The 16,712-nt window shown below is 63.9% G+C and carries 10 protein-coding genes; 6 read left to right on the forward strand and 4 right to left on the reverse strand.

Going from position 1 to position 16,712, the window contains the following annotated elements; genetic code table 11:
- The first annotated feature begins 207 nt into the window (after positions 1-207).
- Positions 208-1,833 (forward strand): beta-(1-6) glucans synthase, encoded by a 1,626-nt coding sequence (locus MTX19_RS19375; protein WP_280978858.1) that lies wholly within the window; start codon positions 208-210, stop codon positions 1,831-1,833.
- Here MTX19_RS19375 and MTX19_RS19380 read toward each other — a convergent pair.
- Together MTX19_RS19380 and MTX19_RS19385 are read right to left on the reverse strand one after the other, a co-directional pair.
- Complete coding sequence (locus MTX19_RS19380) at positions 1,793-2,173, reverse strand: hypothetical protein (RefSeq protein WP_280978859.1); 381 nt, start codon at positions 2,171-2,173, stop codon at positions 1,793-1,795. The genes MTX19_RS19375 and MTX19_RS19380 overlap by 41 nt on opposite strands.
- A 95-nt stretch (positions 2,174-2,268) precedes the next feature.
- The gene (locus MTX19_RS19385; protein ID WP_280986109.1) at positions 2,269-3,612 is read right to left on the reverse strand and encodes a hypothetical protein; all 1,344 of its coding nucleotides are present in this window, start codon (positions 3,610-3,612) and stop codon (positions 2,269-2,271) included.
- Positions 3,613-3,783: 171 nt separating this feature from the next.
- Here MTX19_RS19385 and glmU point away from each other — a divergent pair, with 171 nt between their 5' ends.
- Positions 3,784-5,142: a bifunctional UDP-N-acetylglucosamine diphosphorylase/glucosamine-1-phosphate N-acetyltransferase GlmU gene (glmU, locus tag MTX19_RS19390; protein WP_280978862.1), complete on the forward strand. Its 1,359-nt coding sequence runs from the start codon at positions 3,784-3,786 to the stop codon at positions 5,140-5,142.
- A gap of 356 nt (positions 5,143-5,498) precedes the next feature.
- Here glmU and MTX19_RS19395 read toward each other — a convergent pair.
- Positions 5,499-6,565 (reverse strand): IS630 family transposase gene (locus MTX19_RS19395; RefSeq protein WP_280979624.1). Its coding sequence is split into 2 segments (ribosomal slippage): positions 5,499-6,079 and positions 6,079-6,565, totalling 1,068 coding nucleotides; the frame shifts between segments, so codons are not numbered across the junction.
- Positions 6,566-7,075: 510 nt separating this feature from the next.
- Between MTX19_RS19395 and MTX19_RS19400 the strand changes: the two genes are divergently transcribed.
- From MTX19_RS19400 to MTX19_RS19415, 4 genes are all read left to right on the forward strand, one after another.
- Positions 7,076-8,509 carry an adenylate/guanylate cyclase domain-containing protein gene (locus MTX19_RS19400; RefSeq protein ID WP_280986110.1) on the forward strand — a complete coding sequence of 478 codons (1,434 nt, stop codon included), beginning with the start codon at positions 7,076-7,078 and terminating at the stop codon, positions 8,507-8,509.
- Between the two features lie 465 nt (positions 8,510-8,974).
- The gene (locus tag MTX19_RS19405; protein WP_280978866.1) at positions 8,975-11,479 is read left to right on the forward strand and encodes an MASE1 domain-containing protein; all 2,505 of its coding nucleotides are present in this window, start codon (positions 8,975-8,977) and stop codon (positions 11,477-11,479) included.
- Positions 11,480-11,784: 305 nt separating this feature from the next.
- A complete protein-coding gene (gene glmS, locus MTX19_RS19410) occupies positions 11,785-13,611 on the forward strand; it encodes a glutamine--fructose-6-phosphate transaminase (isomerizing) (RefSeq protein ID WP_280978867.1) in 1,827 nt (608 codons plus the stop codon).
- A gap of 94 nt (positions 13,612-13,705) precedes the next feature.
- Positions 13,706-14,482 carry a DUF502 domain-containing protein gene (locus MTX19_RS19415; protein ID WP_280977957.1) on the forward strand — a complete coding sequence of 259 codons (777 nt, stop codon included), beginning with the start codon at positions 13,706-13,708 and terminating at the stop codon, positions 14,480-14,482.
- A gap of 82 nt (positions 14,483-14,564) precedes the next feature.
- Here MTX19_RS19415 and recG read toward each other — a convergent pair whose 3' ends face one another.
- Positions 14,565-16,673, reverse strand: coding sequence for an ATP-dependent DNA helicase RecG (gene recG / locus MTX19_RS19420; RefSeq protein WP_280978868.1), 2,109 nt, complete (start codon positions 16,671-16,673; stop codon positions 14,565-14,567).
- Between the last annotated feature and the right edge of the window lie 39 nt (positions 16,674-16,712).

A 16,712-nucleotide genomic window follows, 5' to 3' on the forward strand; every position in this document is an offset into this window, starting at 1 on the left:
TAACGGCTCGCGTGATGCCGTCCAAATAGGTCTCCAGTGCGGCGGAAGACTCTGCTGCAGTCTGATGACCGGAATTTCAATTTTTGTCCAGCAAAGTCACAACTTTATCGCAGCAGCGCAAAACTGTCGCAGGACAACCATGGTATTGACCGATTCCCGCTCTTGGCAGATGGGCTGTGACCGGCTAATTCGACGGTCCCCCGGAGGATGGAACCGATTTCGCTTCGTACGCCGCTGGCGCTTCTCCTAATTTCACTGTCGGTCATCGCAGCCGTGTGGTGGTGGCTTGCCACACCGATCACGCTTGTGCGCGCGCCGATCGATCCCAACGCTAAGCTGCAATGCGTGTCCTACACGCCGTTCCGCGGTGCCCAGACGCCGCTGGATCCGTCGACGCAGATTCCGGCCGAGCAGATTGAGCAAGACCTGACCGAGCTCGCCAAGGTCACCGATTGCGTCCGCACCTATTCGATCGAGAACGGTCTCGATCAGGTGCCGGGCATCGCGGCCAAGGCTGGCCTCAAGGTGATGCAGGGCATCTGGCTCGGCAGCAACCGCTTCAAGAACCTGCAGCAGATCGCGATCGCGGTGCGGCTCGCCAAGCAATATCCAGACGTGATCACCTCGCTGATCGTCGGCAACGAGGTGCTCCTGCGCGGCGAGATGACCACCGCCGATCTCGCCGCCAACATCCGCGCCGTCAAGGCACAGGCCAACGTTCCCGTCACCTATGCCGACGTCTGGGAATACTGGTTGAAGAACCGCGAGATCTATGACGCGGTCGATTTCGTCACCATTCACATCCTGCCGTATTGGGAGGACATGCCGGTCAAGGCTAAGTTCGCCGCCGCCCATGTCGACGACATCCGCAAGCGGATGGCGGTGGCGTTCCCGGGCAAGGAGATCCTGATCGGCGAGACCGGCTGGCCGAGCGCCGGGCGGATGCGGGAAGGCGCACTGCCGTCGCGCACCAACCAGGCGCGCGTGGTTTCCGAGATCCTGGACCTCGCCAAGCGCGAGGGTTTTCGCGTCAACCTGATCGAGGCCTATGACCAGCCCTGGAAGCGCAAGCTCGAGGGTACCGTCGGCGGCTATTGGGGCCTGTTCGATTCCGTGCACCGGCAGGTGAAGTATCCGCCTGGTGTCGCGATCAGCAACTATCCCGCGTGGAAGCTGCACATGGCCTGCGGCATGGTGCTGAGCGTCTTCACCTTCCTTGCGGCGTGGCTGACGCTGCGGCGCCGGCCGTGGACGCCGCGGCCTTCGGCCTGGCTCGCGGTCGGTGTCTCCGCGACGACCGCGGGCACGCTGCTTGGGATCGGCGTCGACAAGATGACCTATGAGAGCTATGGCGCCGGTGGCTGGCTGATATGGGGCGCGTTGCTGGCGGCCGGGATTGCCGCGCCGCTGCTGACCGCGCATGCGCTGGTCGCCGGCCGCCCGCTGCCGACCTTCCTCGAATTGCTCGGGCCGCGCGACTACCGCGGCAAGGGCGCGCTCGCGGCGCTGCTCGCGATCGTGCTGGCCGGGACCACTGTCATCGCCACCGAGACTGCGCTCGGCTTCACCTTCGACCCCCGCTATCGCGATTTCCCCTATGCCTCGCTGACCATGGCGGTGGTGCCGTTCGCGCTGCTGACCCTGTTCAACCGCCCGAAGGAGGGTACCCGTCCGATCGCGGAATCGGTGTTTGCCGGCCTGCTCGCGATCGCTGCGGCCTACACGCTCTACAACGAGGGCACGATCAACTGGCAGTCCGACTGGACCTGCGCGATGTACCTTTTGCTCGCCGCTACGCTGTGGCGGGCGCGGGCCGCGCAAAACCCAGGATAAATAGTCCGATCGCGATGCCCGACAGCGCGACGTTGTAAAGCACGATCCCAAGGCCGGCGGCGATCAACCCGCCGGTCAGCAGCACGATGGACGGCCGTATCAGGTTCAGCACCGCGATCACGAGCGCGGTGATCCCGAACACCCAGTGCTTGAACAGCACCGTCGAAAGTGCGCGAGCCTTGCAGATCATCGTTTGCAGGCCGGCATCGCAGGCGAGCGCAACGGTCGAGAATTCAATCGCCAGGTAGCGCAGGTAAAGCGCGTAGCCGACGGTCAGGAAGCCCACGACCATCAGGAACTGGACCTGGTAGGGGGAGAGGCGGAACGGAGGTTTTGTCATCGCGGCAATATGGTCGGGAACGGAGGGCGGGACAAGGCCCGGCTAGAGCAGTGAAATCAGGTGAAAATCCGGCCGCAATGCCTTGCTTGGCATGATCATTGGCTGTTGCGCCGGAAGATCGAGGAGAACGTCGGCTCCGGCTTCTTTTCCTCGGCAACCGGCGGTGGCGGGGGCGGCGGCACGGCGACGTGTTTCGGGGCCACGCGGCGGTGGACCGGCCTGCCTGCCGGCGGCGTGTCATCGGGTTTGAGCGATAGCCGCTGGCCGTCATAGATCGCGGTCTCGCAGGCCCGGTGGCTCAGGCTCAGCTCGGCGCAGATCCTGGCGGCGGTGCCGGCATCGTTCAGCGGTCCGGCGACCAAATGGAGCTGCATGCCGAGCCCGTTGGCGCTTTCCTTGATGACGATGATCGGTCGCAACGTGGCGAGCGGCGCGTTCTCCTTGGACTTCAGGAGACCGTGCCATAGCGCACGCAGGCCGTTGACCGAATTCGCTGTGCCGAGATCGACGCCGAACTCGGTGCGTTGGATCTGCGCCTTCGGGGGGGCGCCGGCGTCGTCCGCCGCCGCATCGCTCGCCCGGGCCGCGGTCGCGATGTCGGGCATCGGCGCCGCCGTCACCCCCTTGGCCGGTTCGACCGGCATGCTGGAGGCGGGAGCCGGTGGTCCGATGATCGACGTGTCGGCGACCTGCGGTTCGGCGGGCTTTGGCCTCGAGGGTTTTCCGTCATCGGCACCAGCCGGCACCACCGCGACGAGCGGGCCGGCAGCCGGCGCGGCGGACGCAGCCACCGCCGAGACATTGTCCAAAATCGGCGCTGGCGGCTTTTCAGAGACGGCCTGCGGCTTAACGGCGGCGACTGGCTTCTCCGCCGCGGCCGACGGCTTCTCGGCCGGCACGGCCGCTTTCTCCGCAGCCGCCGGCCTGTCGGCTGGGGCGGTTGCGATCGGCGCCACAGCGGGGGCCGCCGCAACAGGCGGCGTCGGCGGCGGATTGGCTTGGGCCGGTGCGGCGGGTGCCGTCGCCGGGTTCGACGTCGCCCCGACGGGCATCTGGGCCTGCTTTGCGATGGCGCCGGTGACGGAATCCAGGCTCTGCTCAAGCGTGGTCACGCGCGAATAGAGCCGGTCGCGGTCGCTGTTGAGCGTGTCGATCGCCAGGGCGAGCCGCCGGGTCTCGTTGTGGCTCTCCTTGGTCAGCGTCTGCAGTTGTTGCGCCTGGCGGGCGAGGTCGGCGGCGGCAAGCTGGTCGCGCTTGAGCATCAGCGACGACTGGTTGGCCATCACGGCGACTGTGACCGCGCCGACCGCGGCAAAACCCCACGACCCGAGCCGCCACAGCATGCCGCGATCGAACTCGTTCTCCTCGGCCAGAACGCTACCCAGCAGACCGTCGTCAGTCTGCAACTCCGCCGCCAGCTTGTCGGGATCTTTGGCCAAAGCCCGTTCGGCCCTCCTCAAGGCCCGCCGAATCACAGGGTAAAGATTAACAGGAAATGGCCGGGGAACTTGAATCCGGACGCGCACGGAGGCGAAACGGTTTCCTCCCTGCGGGAAAACAATTAAAGACGGCCCGGCGCAGACGAGTGCGCGCGACACTGAGGATACGGAATGACTGCGCGATCGAGCCTGACGGTGGTGCTTGCGGCCGGCGAGGGGACGCGCATGCGCTCGTCGCTGCCCAAGGTGCTGCATCCCGTGGCCGGCCAGTCGCTGCTGTCGCATGTGCTTGACGCCGCCGCTGCGGGCGAGGGGGCCTCGCTCGCCGTCGTGATCGGGCCGGACCACCAGGCCGTCGCCGACGAGGTGCACCGCGTGCGGCCCGACGCACAGACCTTCATCCAGCGCGAGCGGCTCGGTACCGCGCATGCGGTGCTCGCCGCGCGCGAGGCGCTGGTCCGCGGCGCCGACGACCTCCTGGTCGCATTCGGCGACACGCCATTGATCTCGGCCGAGACATTTGCGCGCTTGCGCGCGCCGCTGCAGCGGGGCGCGGCGCTGGCGGTGCTCGGCTTCCGTGCCGCCGATCCGACCGGCTATGGCCGGCTCGTGGTCGAGAACGGCAAGCTGGTTGCGATCCGCGAGCAGGCCGACGCCAGCGCCGAGGAACGCAAGATCACGCTGTGCAATGCCGGCGTGATGGCGTTCGACGGCAGCCGCGCGCTCGCGATCATCGAGAAGATCGGCAATGCTAACGCCAAGGGCGAATTTTATCTGACCGATGCCGTCGGCATCGTCAGGGAACTGGGACTGGAGGCCGTCGTGATCGAAACCAGCGAAGACGAAGTGCGCGGCATCAACACCAAGGCGCAGCTCGCCGAGGCCGAGGCCGTGATGCAGGCGCGGCTGCGCAAGCAGGCGCTCGACGCCGGCGTGACGATGATCGCGCCCGAGACCGTCTATCTCGCTGCCGACACCACGTTCGGCAAGGACGTCACGATCGAGCCGTTCGTGGTGATCGGCCCCGGCGTGTCGATCGCCGACGGCGCGGTGATCCATTCCTTCTCCCACATCGTCGAGGCGAGCATCGGCAAGAAGGTCTCGGTCGGTCCCTATGCGCGGATCCGGCCCGGCACCTCGCTCGGCGACGGCGTGCGGATCGGCAATTTCGTCGAGACCAAGGCGGCGACGCTCGAGGCCGGCGTCAAGGTCAACCATCTCTCCTATGTCGGCGATGCCCATGTCGGCGCCAATTCCAACCTCGGCGCCGGCACCATCACCTGCAACTATGACGGCTTCCTCAAGCACAAGACGTTGATCGGCGAGGGCGCCTTCGTCGGCACCAACTCGTCGCTGGTGGCGCCGGTCAAGATCGGCAAGGGCGCCTATATCGGCTCGGGCTCGGTCATCACCAAGGACGTGCCGGACGACGCGCTGGCCGTGGAGCGCAGCCAGCAGACCATCCGCGAAGGCGGCGCCGCGCGCTACCGCGAGATCAAGCTGAAGGAGAAGGCGGCGAAGGGGAAGTGAGAGAGATGCGTTTGACATGGCTCTCACCCGGTCATTGCGAGGAGCGATAGCGACGACTTGTCCGCCGAAGCCTCGGCGAAGGCGGAAGCAATCCATATTGCAGCAAGCGGAGGCATGGATTGCTTCGCTTCGCTCGCAATGACGTAAGCCATACCTCCTCGTTCTCGCGACACGATCTGTCCGAGCTTTGCTTCTTCGTTTCGCCCTCTCTTGATCAGAGGACGCAGGGAAAGCCGGGTGCCGATTGCACCCATGGGTCCCGTGCGAATGGAAAGCACGGGAGGTAGGACCACAGGTGAAACCGGAGCAATCCCGGCCTTCCCTGCGCGATGGTTTTACGGCTTATACCAATGGCCCTAAGGATTGACTGTTGCCCAAGTGCGGCTTGTGATTGAGGCGATGCGATCTGGATCATTTGCGAAGAAGTTCCAGGCTTCGCAGGTCTTGGCGACGATATCGTCGTAGTCGTCGAAGACGGTGATGGCGAGCTTGTTGGCGCGCAGGTACTGCCAGACGTTTTCAATCGGATTGAGCTCGGGCGCATAAGGCGGCAGCTGTAACAGAGTGATATTTTCCGGAGCTCGGACGGTGCCGGCACTGTGATAGCCGGCGCCGTCGAAGACGAGAACGGCATGTGCGTCGGGTGCAACTTTGCGGCTGATTGCCTCCAAATGCAGTGACATCGCCTCTGCATTTGCCGTCGGCATGACAAGACCCGCGGCGACGCCACGTTGAGGACAGGCGGCACCGAAGAGATAAGCCCAATCGTAACGTCGATCGCGCGGCGCGCGAGGCCGTGAGCCACGCTTGGCCCACACGCGTGTCAGCGTGCCCTGCTGGCCGATCCGCGCCTCGTCCTGGAACCAGATTTCGATCGGCTTGCCTTGGGCGTGAGCGGGGAGCGTTGTCGTGAGGGTCGTAGCAAAGTTTTTTTGAACGCTTCCTGAGCCGCTTCATCGGCTTGCGGATGGCGCGGCCGCACCGAGAGCCGGCGGTACCCGAGCTTGGCCAGAACCTTGCCGACCGAACGTTCGTGCAGTTTGACGCCAAACCGCCGCTCAAGCGCGTCGCGCAAATCCACCCGCCGCCAACGTACGACCCCATGCTGCTCAGGATCGGGACCGGCCTCGACCAACGCGGCCAATTCGGCCTGCTGCTCTGTCGTCAGCCGCGACCGCGGTCCCGTCGGTTTGCGCGACCGCAGTCCCGCCAAGCCTTCGGCGTTATAACGATGCACCCAGTCCCGCAGGGTCTGACGATCCATCCCGCAACTTTCGGCTGCCTTCTTGCGGTCCGCGCCCTCCAGCACAAGCGCAAGCGCCAATATCCGCCGCGCTACCGTACTATTCTTCTCTCTGCGCGCCGCCTTCCGAAGCTCGCCCGCGGTCAAATCAAGCCGCGTAATCGCTACCGCTGCCCCCATCGATATTGCTCCTGTCTACGCAGCAACATCGATTCAGAAACTCACTGATTTGGGAATCCCAAATGTGAGTCAAATCCGGGGGCCGTTGGTATTATACGTGCTCTCCCCGGCGAGACTGGGCTTTGTTGTCACCGTCATCAGCGAGAGAGCTTGCCCCCCACTGATGAGACACCTGCCACTAGGGCGTCAGGCCTGCACGACTTCACCGTCCGCCTCATGCGCACTCGTCAGTTGCGCAATCGGCGTCCACCGCATCTCGACCCAACACTCGTGACGATCGCGAAGCGCCCCTCATCGGGTGAGACGGGCCATTCATACACCGAGTTACATTTCTGTAAAACAGAAATATTTTTGATGCGGGGCCTTGCGCCGTCGGGCAACTCAGTGCCATGGGCGATCGCTACTCCGGACTCTCGCAGAGAGTGTTGGGCTCGCCCCGAGCTCATGAATTGTGTATTTAGGTTGAGTGGAACGCCGAGGCCGATCGAGGTTTAATCGCGGTATCATGCGATGATCGACGAGAAAAAGCTCGAAGAGCGCCTGGTCGCGCTCGAAGCGGCCAAATCCTGGAGTCCGCGCGTCGTTTCGCGGCTGGAGATGCTGCTGCGCTCGGGCACGGACGAGGCACTCTACCGCATCAACCCGATCCAGTTCGCCACTGAGAAATCGATTGCCGAGGCTGAAGCGATCGACCTTTTCCTCCATGCCTGTGTGGCTGGGCTGTTCGATATGGACTGGCTGCTCGTCTGTCCGATGTGCTCCGACGTTGTCGAGAGCTTCCGAAGCCTGCGCAAGCTGCACACGCATTTCCACTGCCACCTCTGTCAAAGCGATTACGATGCCGCGCTCGACGATTACATCACGGTGACGTTTACGGTTTCGCCCGCGGTACGCAGCATCCGTTTCCATAGACCGGATGCGCTTTCGGCCTGGGATTACGTCTTCCACTACAAAATGACGCCAGGCGGCGTCATGCCGGACGGCGTGCCATGGAGCGAGACTGCCAAAGGGCTGGTGAGGGCGCTCACCCGCATAGAGCCAGGTTCTGCAGCCAATCTCGAGATCGATGCCGCCGAAGGCGCGCTTCTGGGCCAGGATTTCGAAAGCGACGCCCAGTTTCTTGTCCCGGTCGCAAGGGGGGCGGGTGTAGCGCCACCGCATGTGTCGGTCATGCTCGACGGTGGCAAATGCGTGGCCGCCACAGCGAGCATCGCGCCCGGCAAGGTCGGGTTCGAAGTTCACAACGCTGGCAAGCTGCCAGTGGTATTCGGCATCCTGCAGCTTCCAACGGCGACGTTTCAGCGCCCGAAGCTTCGCTTCACGCCATCCTTATCCGGCAAGCGACTGCTGATGACACAAACCTTTCGCGACTTCTTCCGCTCAGAGGTGATCAGCGCGACGGAGGGCATTGCGGTTCTCGACGTGACCCTCGTATTCACCGATCTCAAGGGCTCGACGGCGCTCTACGAGCGGATCGGCGACCTGAACGCCTACATTCAGGTGCAGCGGCACTTCCAGCATCTTCTCGACGCCACTGTTCGGCACAATGGCGCCGTCACAAAGACCATCGGTGACGCCGTGATGGCGGCGTTTTTGACTTCGGCCGATGCGGTGCAGGCGGCGCTTGATATGCGCGAGGCCGTGGATCAGCTCAATCGGGACCGCCCGCAGCGTGATTTCATCCTGAAAATCGGCGTGCATCGGGGGGCCTCGATCGCGGTCACGCTCAACGAGCGGCTCGATTATTTTGGCCAGACGGTGAATATCGCAGCGCGGGTGCAGAACCTTGCCGATGGCGACGAGATTTGCATCACCGAGGAGGTTTATGGCGCGCCGGCTGTGGCGGAGATTATTGCGCCATACCCGGTGGCAAAGAGCCAGGCGGAACTCAAGGGCGTCAGCAGGGCCATGTCGGTTTATCGTCTGGCCCGAATGCCATCCTAGTCGGCGCAACTGGCCGCGCCTTGCGCGGACCCGTTGGCGAGCACGGGAACGACGGCGCTGCTCGCCAGGGCGTGTCCTCACGAACGTTGGCCTTCGAGGGAGAGCGGACGTCCTGCACGCGTCGCAATCGGACCTGCTTGTGTTCCTGGCGCCAACGTGCACCCTTTCGTCTCCTGTTGTGCCTCCGCCGTTAGGTCAATGGTCCTGCCGGAGCGCCCCTGGTTTCGAACTTGCCAGGCGTCCCTCAAGCGACCATCGTGCGGCCATGCTTTGGTCAAAACTGCAGTATTTGGCGGGGGCGACGTGCTGGAAATGCAACTGCCCGCTTTGGGCTAACATTGGACAGCGGAGCGGTTCCCCACCGCATCTTTGACGCGCCGACCGCAAAGGCCTGTGATGGAAAGCGCAACTCTTGATAAAGCAGATACTTTCGCTCTTGGCAGCGCTCGGAGTGCTGCGACCTACTTGGTCGAGCTTCTCATAGTCGCCGCGATTTACGGTGGCCTTGCCGAGTGCGCGAGCTTCCTGCCCGCAATAAATCCGGCCGCGACGCCGTTGTGGCCGCCAACTGGGCTTGCGCTCGCGCTGGTCATGCTACGCGGTTACAGGATTTGGCCCGCGATCTTGGTGGGGGCCGTTTCTCCTTACCTCATGGCCGATCGATCTATCCTGGAGTTTGGCTCCGTTGGGATCGGCACTGTCCTTGCTGCATTTGCCGGAACATGGCTGATTAGTCGCTGGTCGAACGGTCAACAGGCGTTTTCTATCCCCTCCGGTATTGCGAAGTTTGCAGTCATTTGCTTTGCGCCGACCACGATCATCAGTTCAACCATTGTGTTGGCCGGATTCATTCTCGCCAACGGACCAGGCCTTTCCGTGTCCGTCGTTACCTGGTTGACCTGGTGGCTTGCGGACGCGGCTGGGACTTTGGTGATTGTTCCGATCGTCGTGCTTTGGGCAACGATGCCCTCACGCAGTTCTTTCGATCGGAATCTATTGGAATTGATTGCAGTCTCTGCCGTGGTGAGCATCATAGGGATCGTTGCTTACAGCCCGCTCATCGGCAGTGACCTCATCGGCAACGACCTTAACGTGCTGCTGCCGTATCGGAGCCTTCTGGGCTTTCTGGTTTTACTGCCGTTGATGTGGGCTGGTCTGCGCGGCAATCGATGCAACGTCGCTACGGCCGCGCTCGTTTTCGTCGGAACGGCTGTGTGGGGCTTCTCGGCGGGCGACGATCCATTTCCGAAAACGGACCTGAATGGAGCGCTGTTATCGTTGCTGGTGCTTTCGATCGGCGTATCGGTGCCGCCGCTTGCCTTGGCTGCGGCGATTGCGACCCACCAGGCCACCGAAGCCCATTTGCGCTCGGTTCAGGACCAACTGTACCGTCAGATTGAGCGGAAAACCTTGGCGCTCGACAGCGTTAGACGCCACTTCCAAACCCTTATCGAAGGCGTTGTCGACTATGCAATCTTTGCCCTTGATAAAGAAGGACACGTGACGAGCTGGAACAGCACTGCTCAAAAAATCATCGGCTACACCCCGGAAGAAATCATAGGCAAGCATTTTGGGATATTTTACCGGCCGGATGAACGCCGCGCGGGTTCACCGAGCCACGCATTGGAGTCGGCAATCCAAGAAGGCAAGCACGACGTCGAGGGGTGGCGCATCAGAAAAAATGGTACGCCGTTCTTCATCACCGGCTCAGTCTCTTCGAGCCGTGATGCCTCAGGAAATCTGATCGGTTTTATCAGTATACTCCGGGACGCAACCGAGCGACGCGATGCGGAGGAGAAACTGGTCCAGGCGCGCGAACAGCTCGCAATGTCCCAGAAAATGGAGGCAATCGGCAAGCTGACCGGTGGGATTGCACACGACTTCAACAATCTATTGATGATCATCGGTGGTAGCGCGCAGATCTTTACACGCCTGCTTGATCCAAAACTGCCACGAGCGATCGAAGCCATACAGACCGCGGCCAAGCGCGGGGAAAGTCTCACACGCCAATTGCTGACATTCTCTCGTCATCAGCATCTCAGCCCGACGGTTGTTGATCTGAATGCGTCGATCAAGAACATGCGGACCATGATCGAGAGCTCGTTGCGCGGGAACATTGTGTACAACGAAAACATTGGCGAGGGCGTTTCGCCGGTTAAGGTGGATCTCGCCGAGCTGGAACTTGCAATTGTCAACATTGCCGTCAATGCGCGCGACGCAATGACAAACGGCGGCACGTTCACGCTATCCCTCCACGCCGTGACCGTAGACCAGAAAACCGGCGGCGATCGCCCTGGCAAGGCCTTCTTTGCGATTGCGCTTAGCGATACGGGCACCGGTATTCCGCCAAATCTTCTGTCCAAGATGTTCGATCCATTCTTCACGACCAAAGAGGTCGGAAAAGGGACCGGGCTCGGATTGTCCCAGGTTTATGGTTTTGCGCACCAGGCCGGCGGAACGGTGACCGCAGACAGCAAGGTCGGACAAGGAACGACGATTACAATCTTTTTGCCGTCTTGTGCAGACGAGCAAATCGCCGGCAAAGGGCTCGCCGCTGCCAGAACAAGAGCACGGCATCCGCAGCGGCAGACGGTTCTCGTGGTCGACGACAGCGCCGATGTGGCGGATGTGACATCCTCGCTGTTCGAGCATCTGGGCTATGAGACCATTTATCGAGATTCGGCCGAAGCGGCATTGAAACTGCTCGAAGCCGGCACAAAGATCGATCTCGTTTTCAGCGATATCGTCATGCCAGGGACCATCGATGGCGTCGGGCTGGCGAGAGAAATTCGGTCGCGGTATCCCAATTTGCCCGTAGCCCTTACGACCGGTTACAGCGATGCTGCAAAAGCAGCTCCCCCAAACCTAAGAATACTGCGTAAGCCGTTCGATACCGAGGCGCTCAGGGATTTTATCCAGGATATTGCGCCGCCGCGATCGATGAGATCATCCGGCGTACCTCTGGGGTAAAGCACGACGCACGGTATGCGCAGAAGTTGATTCCTAACTCCTCGTCGCCGAGCCGGCCGATCACGCCGGGCGCGCGCTGCGGCGACAGTCGGAGGCCTGAGTGAGGATAGCTCTTCGCCGGCGTATTGGACTGCTCGCCCTGGGCGGGGTTAATCCGCATTAACCAGCCTTTCGCGCCAATCTTGCTGTTTAAGACTGTCGCAATCCGCAATAATTATTGAGTATCTTGCAGCCGGCGATTCCCGTTAAGGGACCGTGTCGCCGCCTTGGCAAATTTTCGGCGATTTTTGGGGACATTGAACCGCATGTGCGGCATCGTCGGCATTCTTGGACGCGCTCCAGTCGCGGAGCAATTGGTGGATTCGCTCAAGCGGCTGGAGTATCGCGGCTATGATTCGGCCGGCGTGGCCACGCTGGAGAACGGCGGGCTGGCGCGCCGCCGCGCCGAGGGCAAGCTGAAGAATCTCGAGGGCCGGCTCGAGGCGAAGCCGCTCGGCGGCCACACCGGCATCGGCCACACCCGCTGGGCGACCCACGGCAGGCCGACCGAGAACAATGCGCATCCGCACGCGACCGAGCGCGTCGCCGTTGTCCACAACGGCATCATCGAGAATTTCCGCGAGCTGCGTGAGGAGCTCGAGGCCAAGGGCACCGTGTTCACGACCGAGACCGACACCGAGGTCGTGGTGCATCTGGTCGACGACCTGCTCAAGGGCGGCGTCAAGCCGATCGAGGCGGTGAGGGCGGTGCTGTCGCTGCTGCGCGGAGCCTTCGCGCTCGGCTTCATCTTCGCCGGCGAGGACGACCTGATGATCGGCGCCCGCAACGGCCCGCCGCTCGCGATCGGCCATGGCGACGGCGAGATGTATTTGGGGTCGGATGCGATCGCGCTCGGGCCGTTCACCGACACGGTGAGCTATCTCGAGGACGGCGACTGGGTGGTGCTCACGCGCAACGGCGCGACCATCTTCGACAAGGACAACGCGATCGTCCAGCGCGAGGCGATCAAGCACACCACCGCGACCGCGCTGGTCGACAAGGCCAACTATCGCCACTTCATGGCGAAGGAGATCCACGAGCAGCCGGAAGTGGTCGGGCACACGCTCGCCCGCTACGTCGACATGGCGACCGAGCGCGTCACGCTGCCGGTGAAGCTGCCGTTCGACTTCAGTGACATCCAGCGCGTCTCGATCACCGCCTGCGGCACCGCGAGCTATGCCGGATTCATCGGAAAATACTGGCTGGAGCGGCTGGCGCGGCTACCGGTCGAGCTCGATGTCGCCTCCGAATTCCGCTACCGCGAGGCACCGCTGCGCAAGGGCGATCTCGCGATCTTCATCTCGCAGTCCGGCGAGACCGCCGACACGCTCGCGGCGCTGCGCTACGCCAAAGCGCAGGGCGCGCATACGCTGTCGGTCGTCAACGTGCCGACCTCGACAATCGCGCGCGAAAGCGAGATCGTGCTGCAGACGGTCGCTGGTCCCGAGATCGGCGTCGCCTCGACCAAGGCCTTCACCTGCCAGCTCATGGTGCTCGCCGCGCTCGCCGTCGCCGCCGGCAAGGCGCGTGGCGAGCTCTCCGACGCCGACGAGGCCAAGCTGGTGCACGGCCTCGTCGAGATCCCGCGCCTGATGTCGGAGGCGCTCACGATCGAGCCGCAGATCGAGAAGCTCGCGCGTGAGATCTCGAAATCACGCGACGTGCTCTATCTCGGCCGTGGCACCAGCTATCCGCTGGCGCTGGAAGGCGCGCTGAAGCTGAAGGAGATCTCCTATATCCATGCCGAGGGCTATGCCGCCGGCGAGCTCAAGCATGGGCCGATCGCGCTGATCGACGAGCACATGCCGGTGGTGGTGATCGCGCCCTACGACAAGGTGTTCGAGAAGACCGTCTCCAACATGCAGGAGGTCGCCGCGCGCGGCGGCAAGATCATCCTGATGACCGACGCCAAGGGCGCGGCCGAGGCGACGATCCAGTCGCTGCTGACGATCGTGATGCCCGACATGGGGGCGGCTTTCGCGCCGATCGTCTATGCCGTGCCGGTGCAGCTGCTCGCCTATCATACCGCCGTGGTGATGGGCACCGACGTCGACCAGCCGCGGAATCTGGCCAAATCGGTCACGGTCGAATAGTCGCAAGCGGCGCCGTCACGAACCTCTTCAAAAACCTGCCGGGATGGCTTAGCTGGATGGTGGGCTACGGCCGCTTCGACCACCTGGAACCGCAATGACGTCCAAACAAGTGCCTCCTGTTACCCCGGGTGAACTCCCGCCGCCGGACGCCCCTCGGGGAGTGATGGCGCGCTTCCGCAACTATTTCCTGACCGGCCTGGTCGTGGCCGGGCCGGTTGCGATCACCCTGTATCTGACCTGGTGGTTCGTCACCTGGGTCGACGGCCTGGTGCGTCCGTTCGTGCCGATCGCCTACCGCCCGGAGACCTATCTGCCGTTCGGGCTGCCCGGGGCGGGCCTGGTCGTCGCCGTAGTCGCGCTGACGCTGTTGGGCTTCCTGACCGCCAACCTGGTCGGCCGCTCGCTGGTCGATCTCGGCGAAAGGCTGCTCGGGCGGATTCCCGCCGTGCGCGCGATCTATCGCGGCCTGAAGCAGGTGTTCGAGACGCTGTTCTCCAGTAACGGATCGAGCTTCCGCCGCGTCGGGCTGGTCGAGTTTCCGTCGCCCGGCATGTGGTCGATCGTGCTGATCTCGCAGGCGCCGAGTGCCGACGTCTCGGCGAGCCTGCCGGGCAATGAGGAGCATATCTCGGTGTTCCTGCCGTGCTCGCCGAACCCGACCACCGGCTTCTTCTTCTACGTGCCGAAGAGCAAGATCATCGAGGTCGAGATGAGCGCAGAGGATGCCGCGACGCTGATCATGTCGGCCGGCGTGGTGCAGCCCGGCACCAACGATCAGAAGCGGGCCGCCGCGCTCGCCGGCATGGCTAATGCCGCGCGCATCGCCAACCAGGCCTCGCTGCAGCCGGTGGCGCCGGCCAAGGTCGAGTAGGCCGGCTGCGGTCATTCCCTGTCGCCGTCCCACACCGTCATTGCGAGGAGCGAAAGCGACGGAGCAATGACGGTGGAGGGTGCTAGCCCGCGCCGATCAGCGGCACGGCTTCGTCGCGTTCGTAGAGATAGAGCAGGCAGCGCAACGCCTCGCCGCGCTCGCCTTTCAGCTTCGGATTGTCCTTCATGATGCGCAGTGCCTCGTCGCGCGCCTGTGTGATGAGCTGGCCGTGCACGTCGGAGCGCGCGATGCGGTAGCCGGGCAGGCCGCTCTGCCTGACGCCGAGCACGTCGCCTTCGCCGCGCAGCTTGAGGTCCTCCTCGGCGATCCTGAAGCCATCGGTCGTTTCGCGGATCACCTTGAGCCGCGCCTTCGACATCTCGCCGAGCGGCTCCTTGTAGAGCAGGAGGCAGGTCGAGGCCTCCGAGCCGCGGCCGATGCGGCCGCGCAGCTGATGCAGTTGCGCAAGCCCAAAGCGTTCGGCGTTCTCGATCACCATGATGGTTGCGGCCGGCACGTCGACGCCGACCTCGACCACGGTGGTGGCAACGAGCAGGCCGATCTCGTGCGCAGCGAACTGCGCCATCACGCGATCCTTCTCGGCGCCCTTCATCTGGCCGTGCACCAGACCGACGCGATCGCCGAAGCGCTTTTGCAGAGACTCGAACCGCTCCGTCGCGTTGGTGAGATGCTCGGTGCCCTCGGCCTCGGATTCATCCACCAGCGGGCAGATCCAGTAGACCAGCTTGCCGGCGGCGAGCGCGCGGCCGACGCCGTCCATTACGTCCTCGATTCGGCTCATCGGCACCGCGCGGGTGTCGATCGGCTGGCGGCCGGCGGGCTTTTCGCGCAGCTCCGAGACGTCCATGTCGCCGAAGTAAGTGAGCACCAGGGTGCGCGGGATCGGGGTCGCGCTGAGCACCAGCACGTCGACGGCCTCGCCCTTGGAGGTCAGGGCGAGGCGCTCGCGCACGCCGAAACGATGCTGCTCGTCGACCACGGCGAGCGCGAGGGCGCGATAGACGACGTCGTCCTGGATCAGCGCATGTGTGCCGACCAAAAGATCGATCTCGCCGGCTTCGAGCCGCGTCAGCAGCTCGCGGCGCTCCTTGCCCTTCTCGCGACCGGTGAGGATCGCGACCCCTAGGCCGGCGCGCTCGGCGAGCGGCGCGATGGTCTTGATGTGCTGGCGCGCCAGGATTTCGGTCGGCGCCATCAACGCTGCCTGCTTGCCGGCCTCCGCCACGGCGGCGGCTGCGAGCAGCGCCACCACCGTCTTGCCGGATCCGACGTCGCCCTGCACCAGGCGCAGCATCCGCACCGGCTGGCGGAGGTCCTCGGTGATGGCCGCGATCGCATCGCGCTGCGACTTGGTCAGCGCATAGGGCAGGGCGTCGATGATCTTGTTGCGCAGGTGACCGTCGCCGGCGTTGCGGTCGCCGGCCGGCCGGCGCAACTGCGCGCGGATCAAGGCTAGCGCGAGCTGGCCCGCGAGCAGCTCATCGAAGGCCAGCCGCGACCAGAACGGGCCGTCGGGCAAAATGTCGGTCAACTCGACCGGCACATGCACGCGGGTCAGCGCCTCGCGGAGCGGCGGAAAGTTGCAGCGGCGCAGCACCTCGGGGCTGATCCATTCCGGCAGATCCGGCAGCTTCGTGAGCGCTTGCGCGATCGCACGGCGGAGCGAGCCGAGTGCAAGCCCCTCGGTCAGCGGATAGACCGGATCGATCCCTGAGAGTTTGGCAAATCCGGCCTCGTCGACCACGCGGTCGGGATGCACGATCTGCGGGGTGCCGTCATACATTTGCAGTGTGCCGGACACGTAGCGCTTGGCGCCGACCGGCAGCAGCTTCTCGACATAGCCGGGCTGGGCACGGAAGAAGGCCAACACGACATCGCCGGTGTCGTCGCTGGCATAGACGAGGTAGGGCGCGCGCGCGTTGCGTGGCGGCGGGGGGCGATGGCGGTCGACAGTGACCTCCAGCGTCACCACGGTTCCCGGCGCAGCGTCGCGGATCTTGGGCCGCGCGCGGCGGTCGATCACGCTGGCGGGCAGATGCAGCAGCAGATCGACCAGCCGCGGGGTCTCGTTGCGGTCGAGCAGATAGCGCAACAGCTTGTCCTGCTTCGGGCCGACGCCTTGCAGGGTCGTGACCGGGGCAAACAGCGGATTGAGCAGGCTGGGGCGCATCAGAGAATCCAAGACCGTTCCAGCTCGTCATGCCCGGCT

The sequence above is a fragment of the Bradyrhizobium sp. ISRA464 genome, from assembly GCF_029910095.1.
Taxonomy (GTDB): Bacteria; Pseudomonadota; Alphaproteobacteria; order Rhizobiales; family Xanthobacteraceae; genus Bradyrhizobium.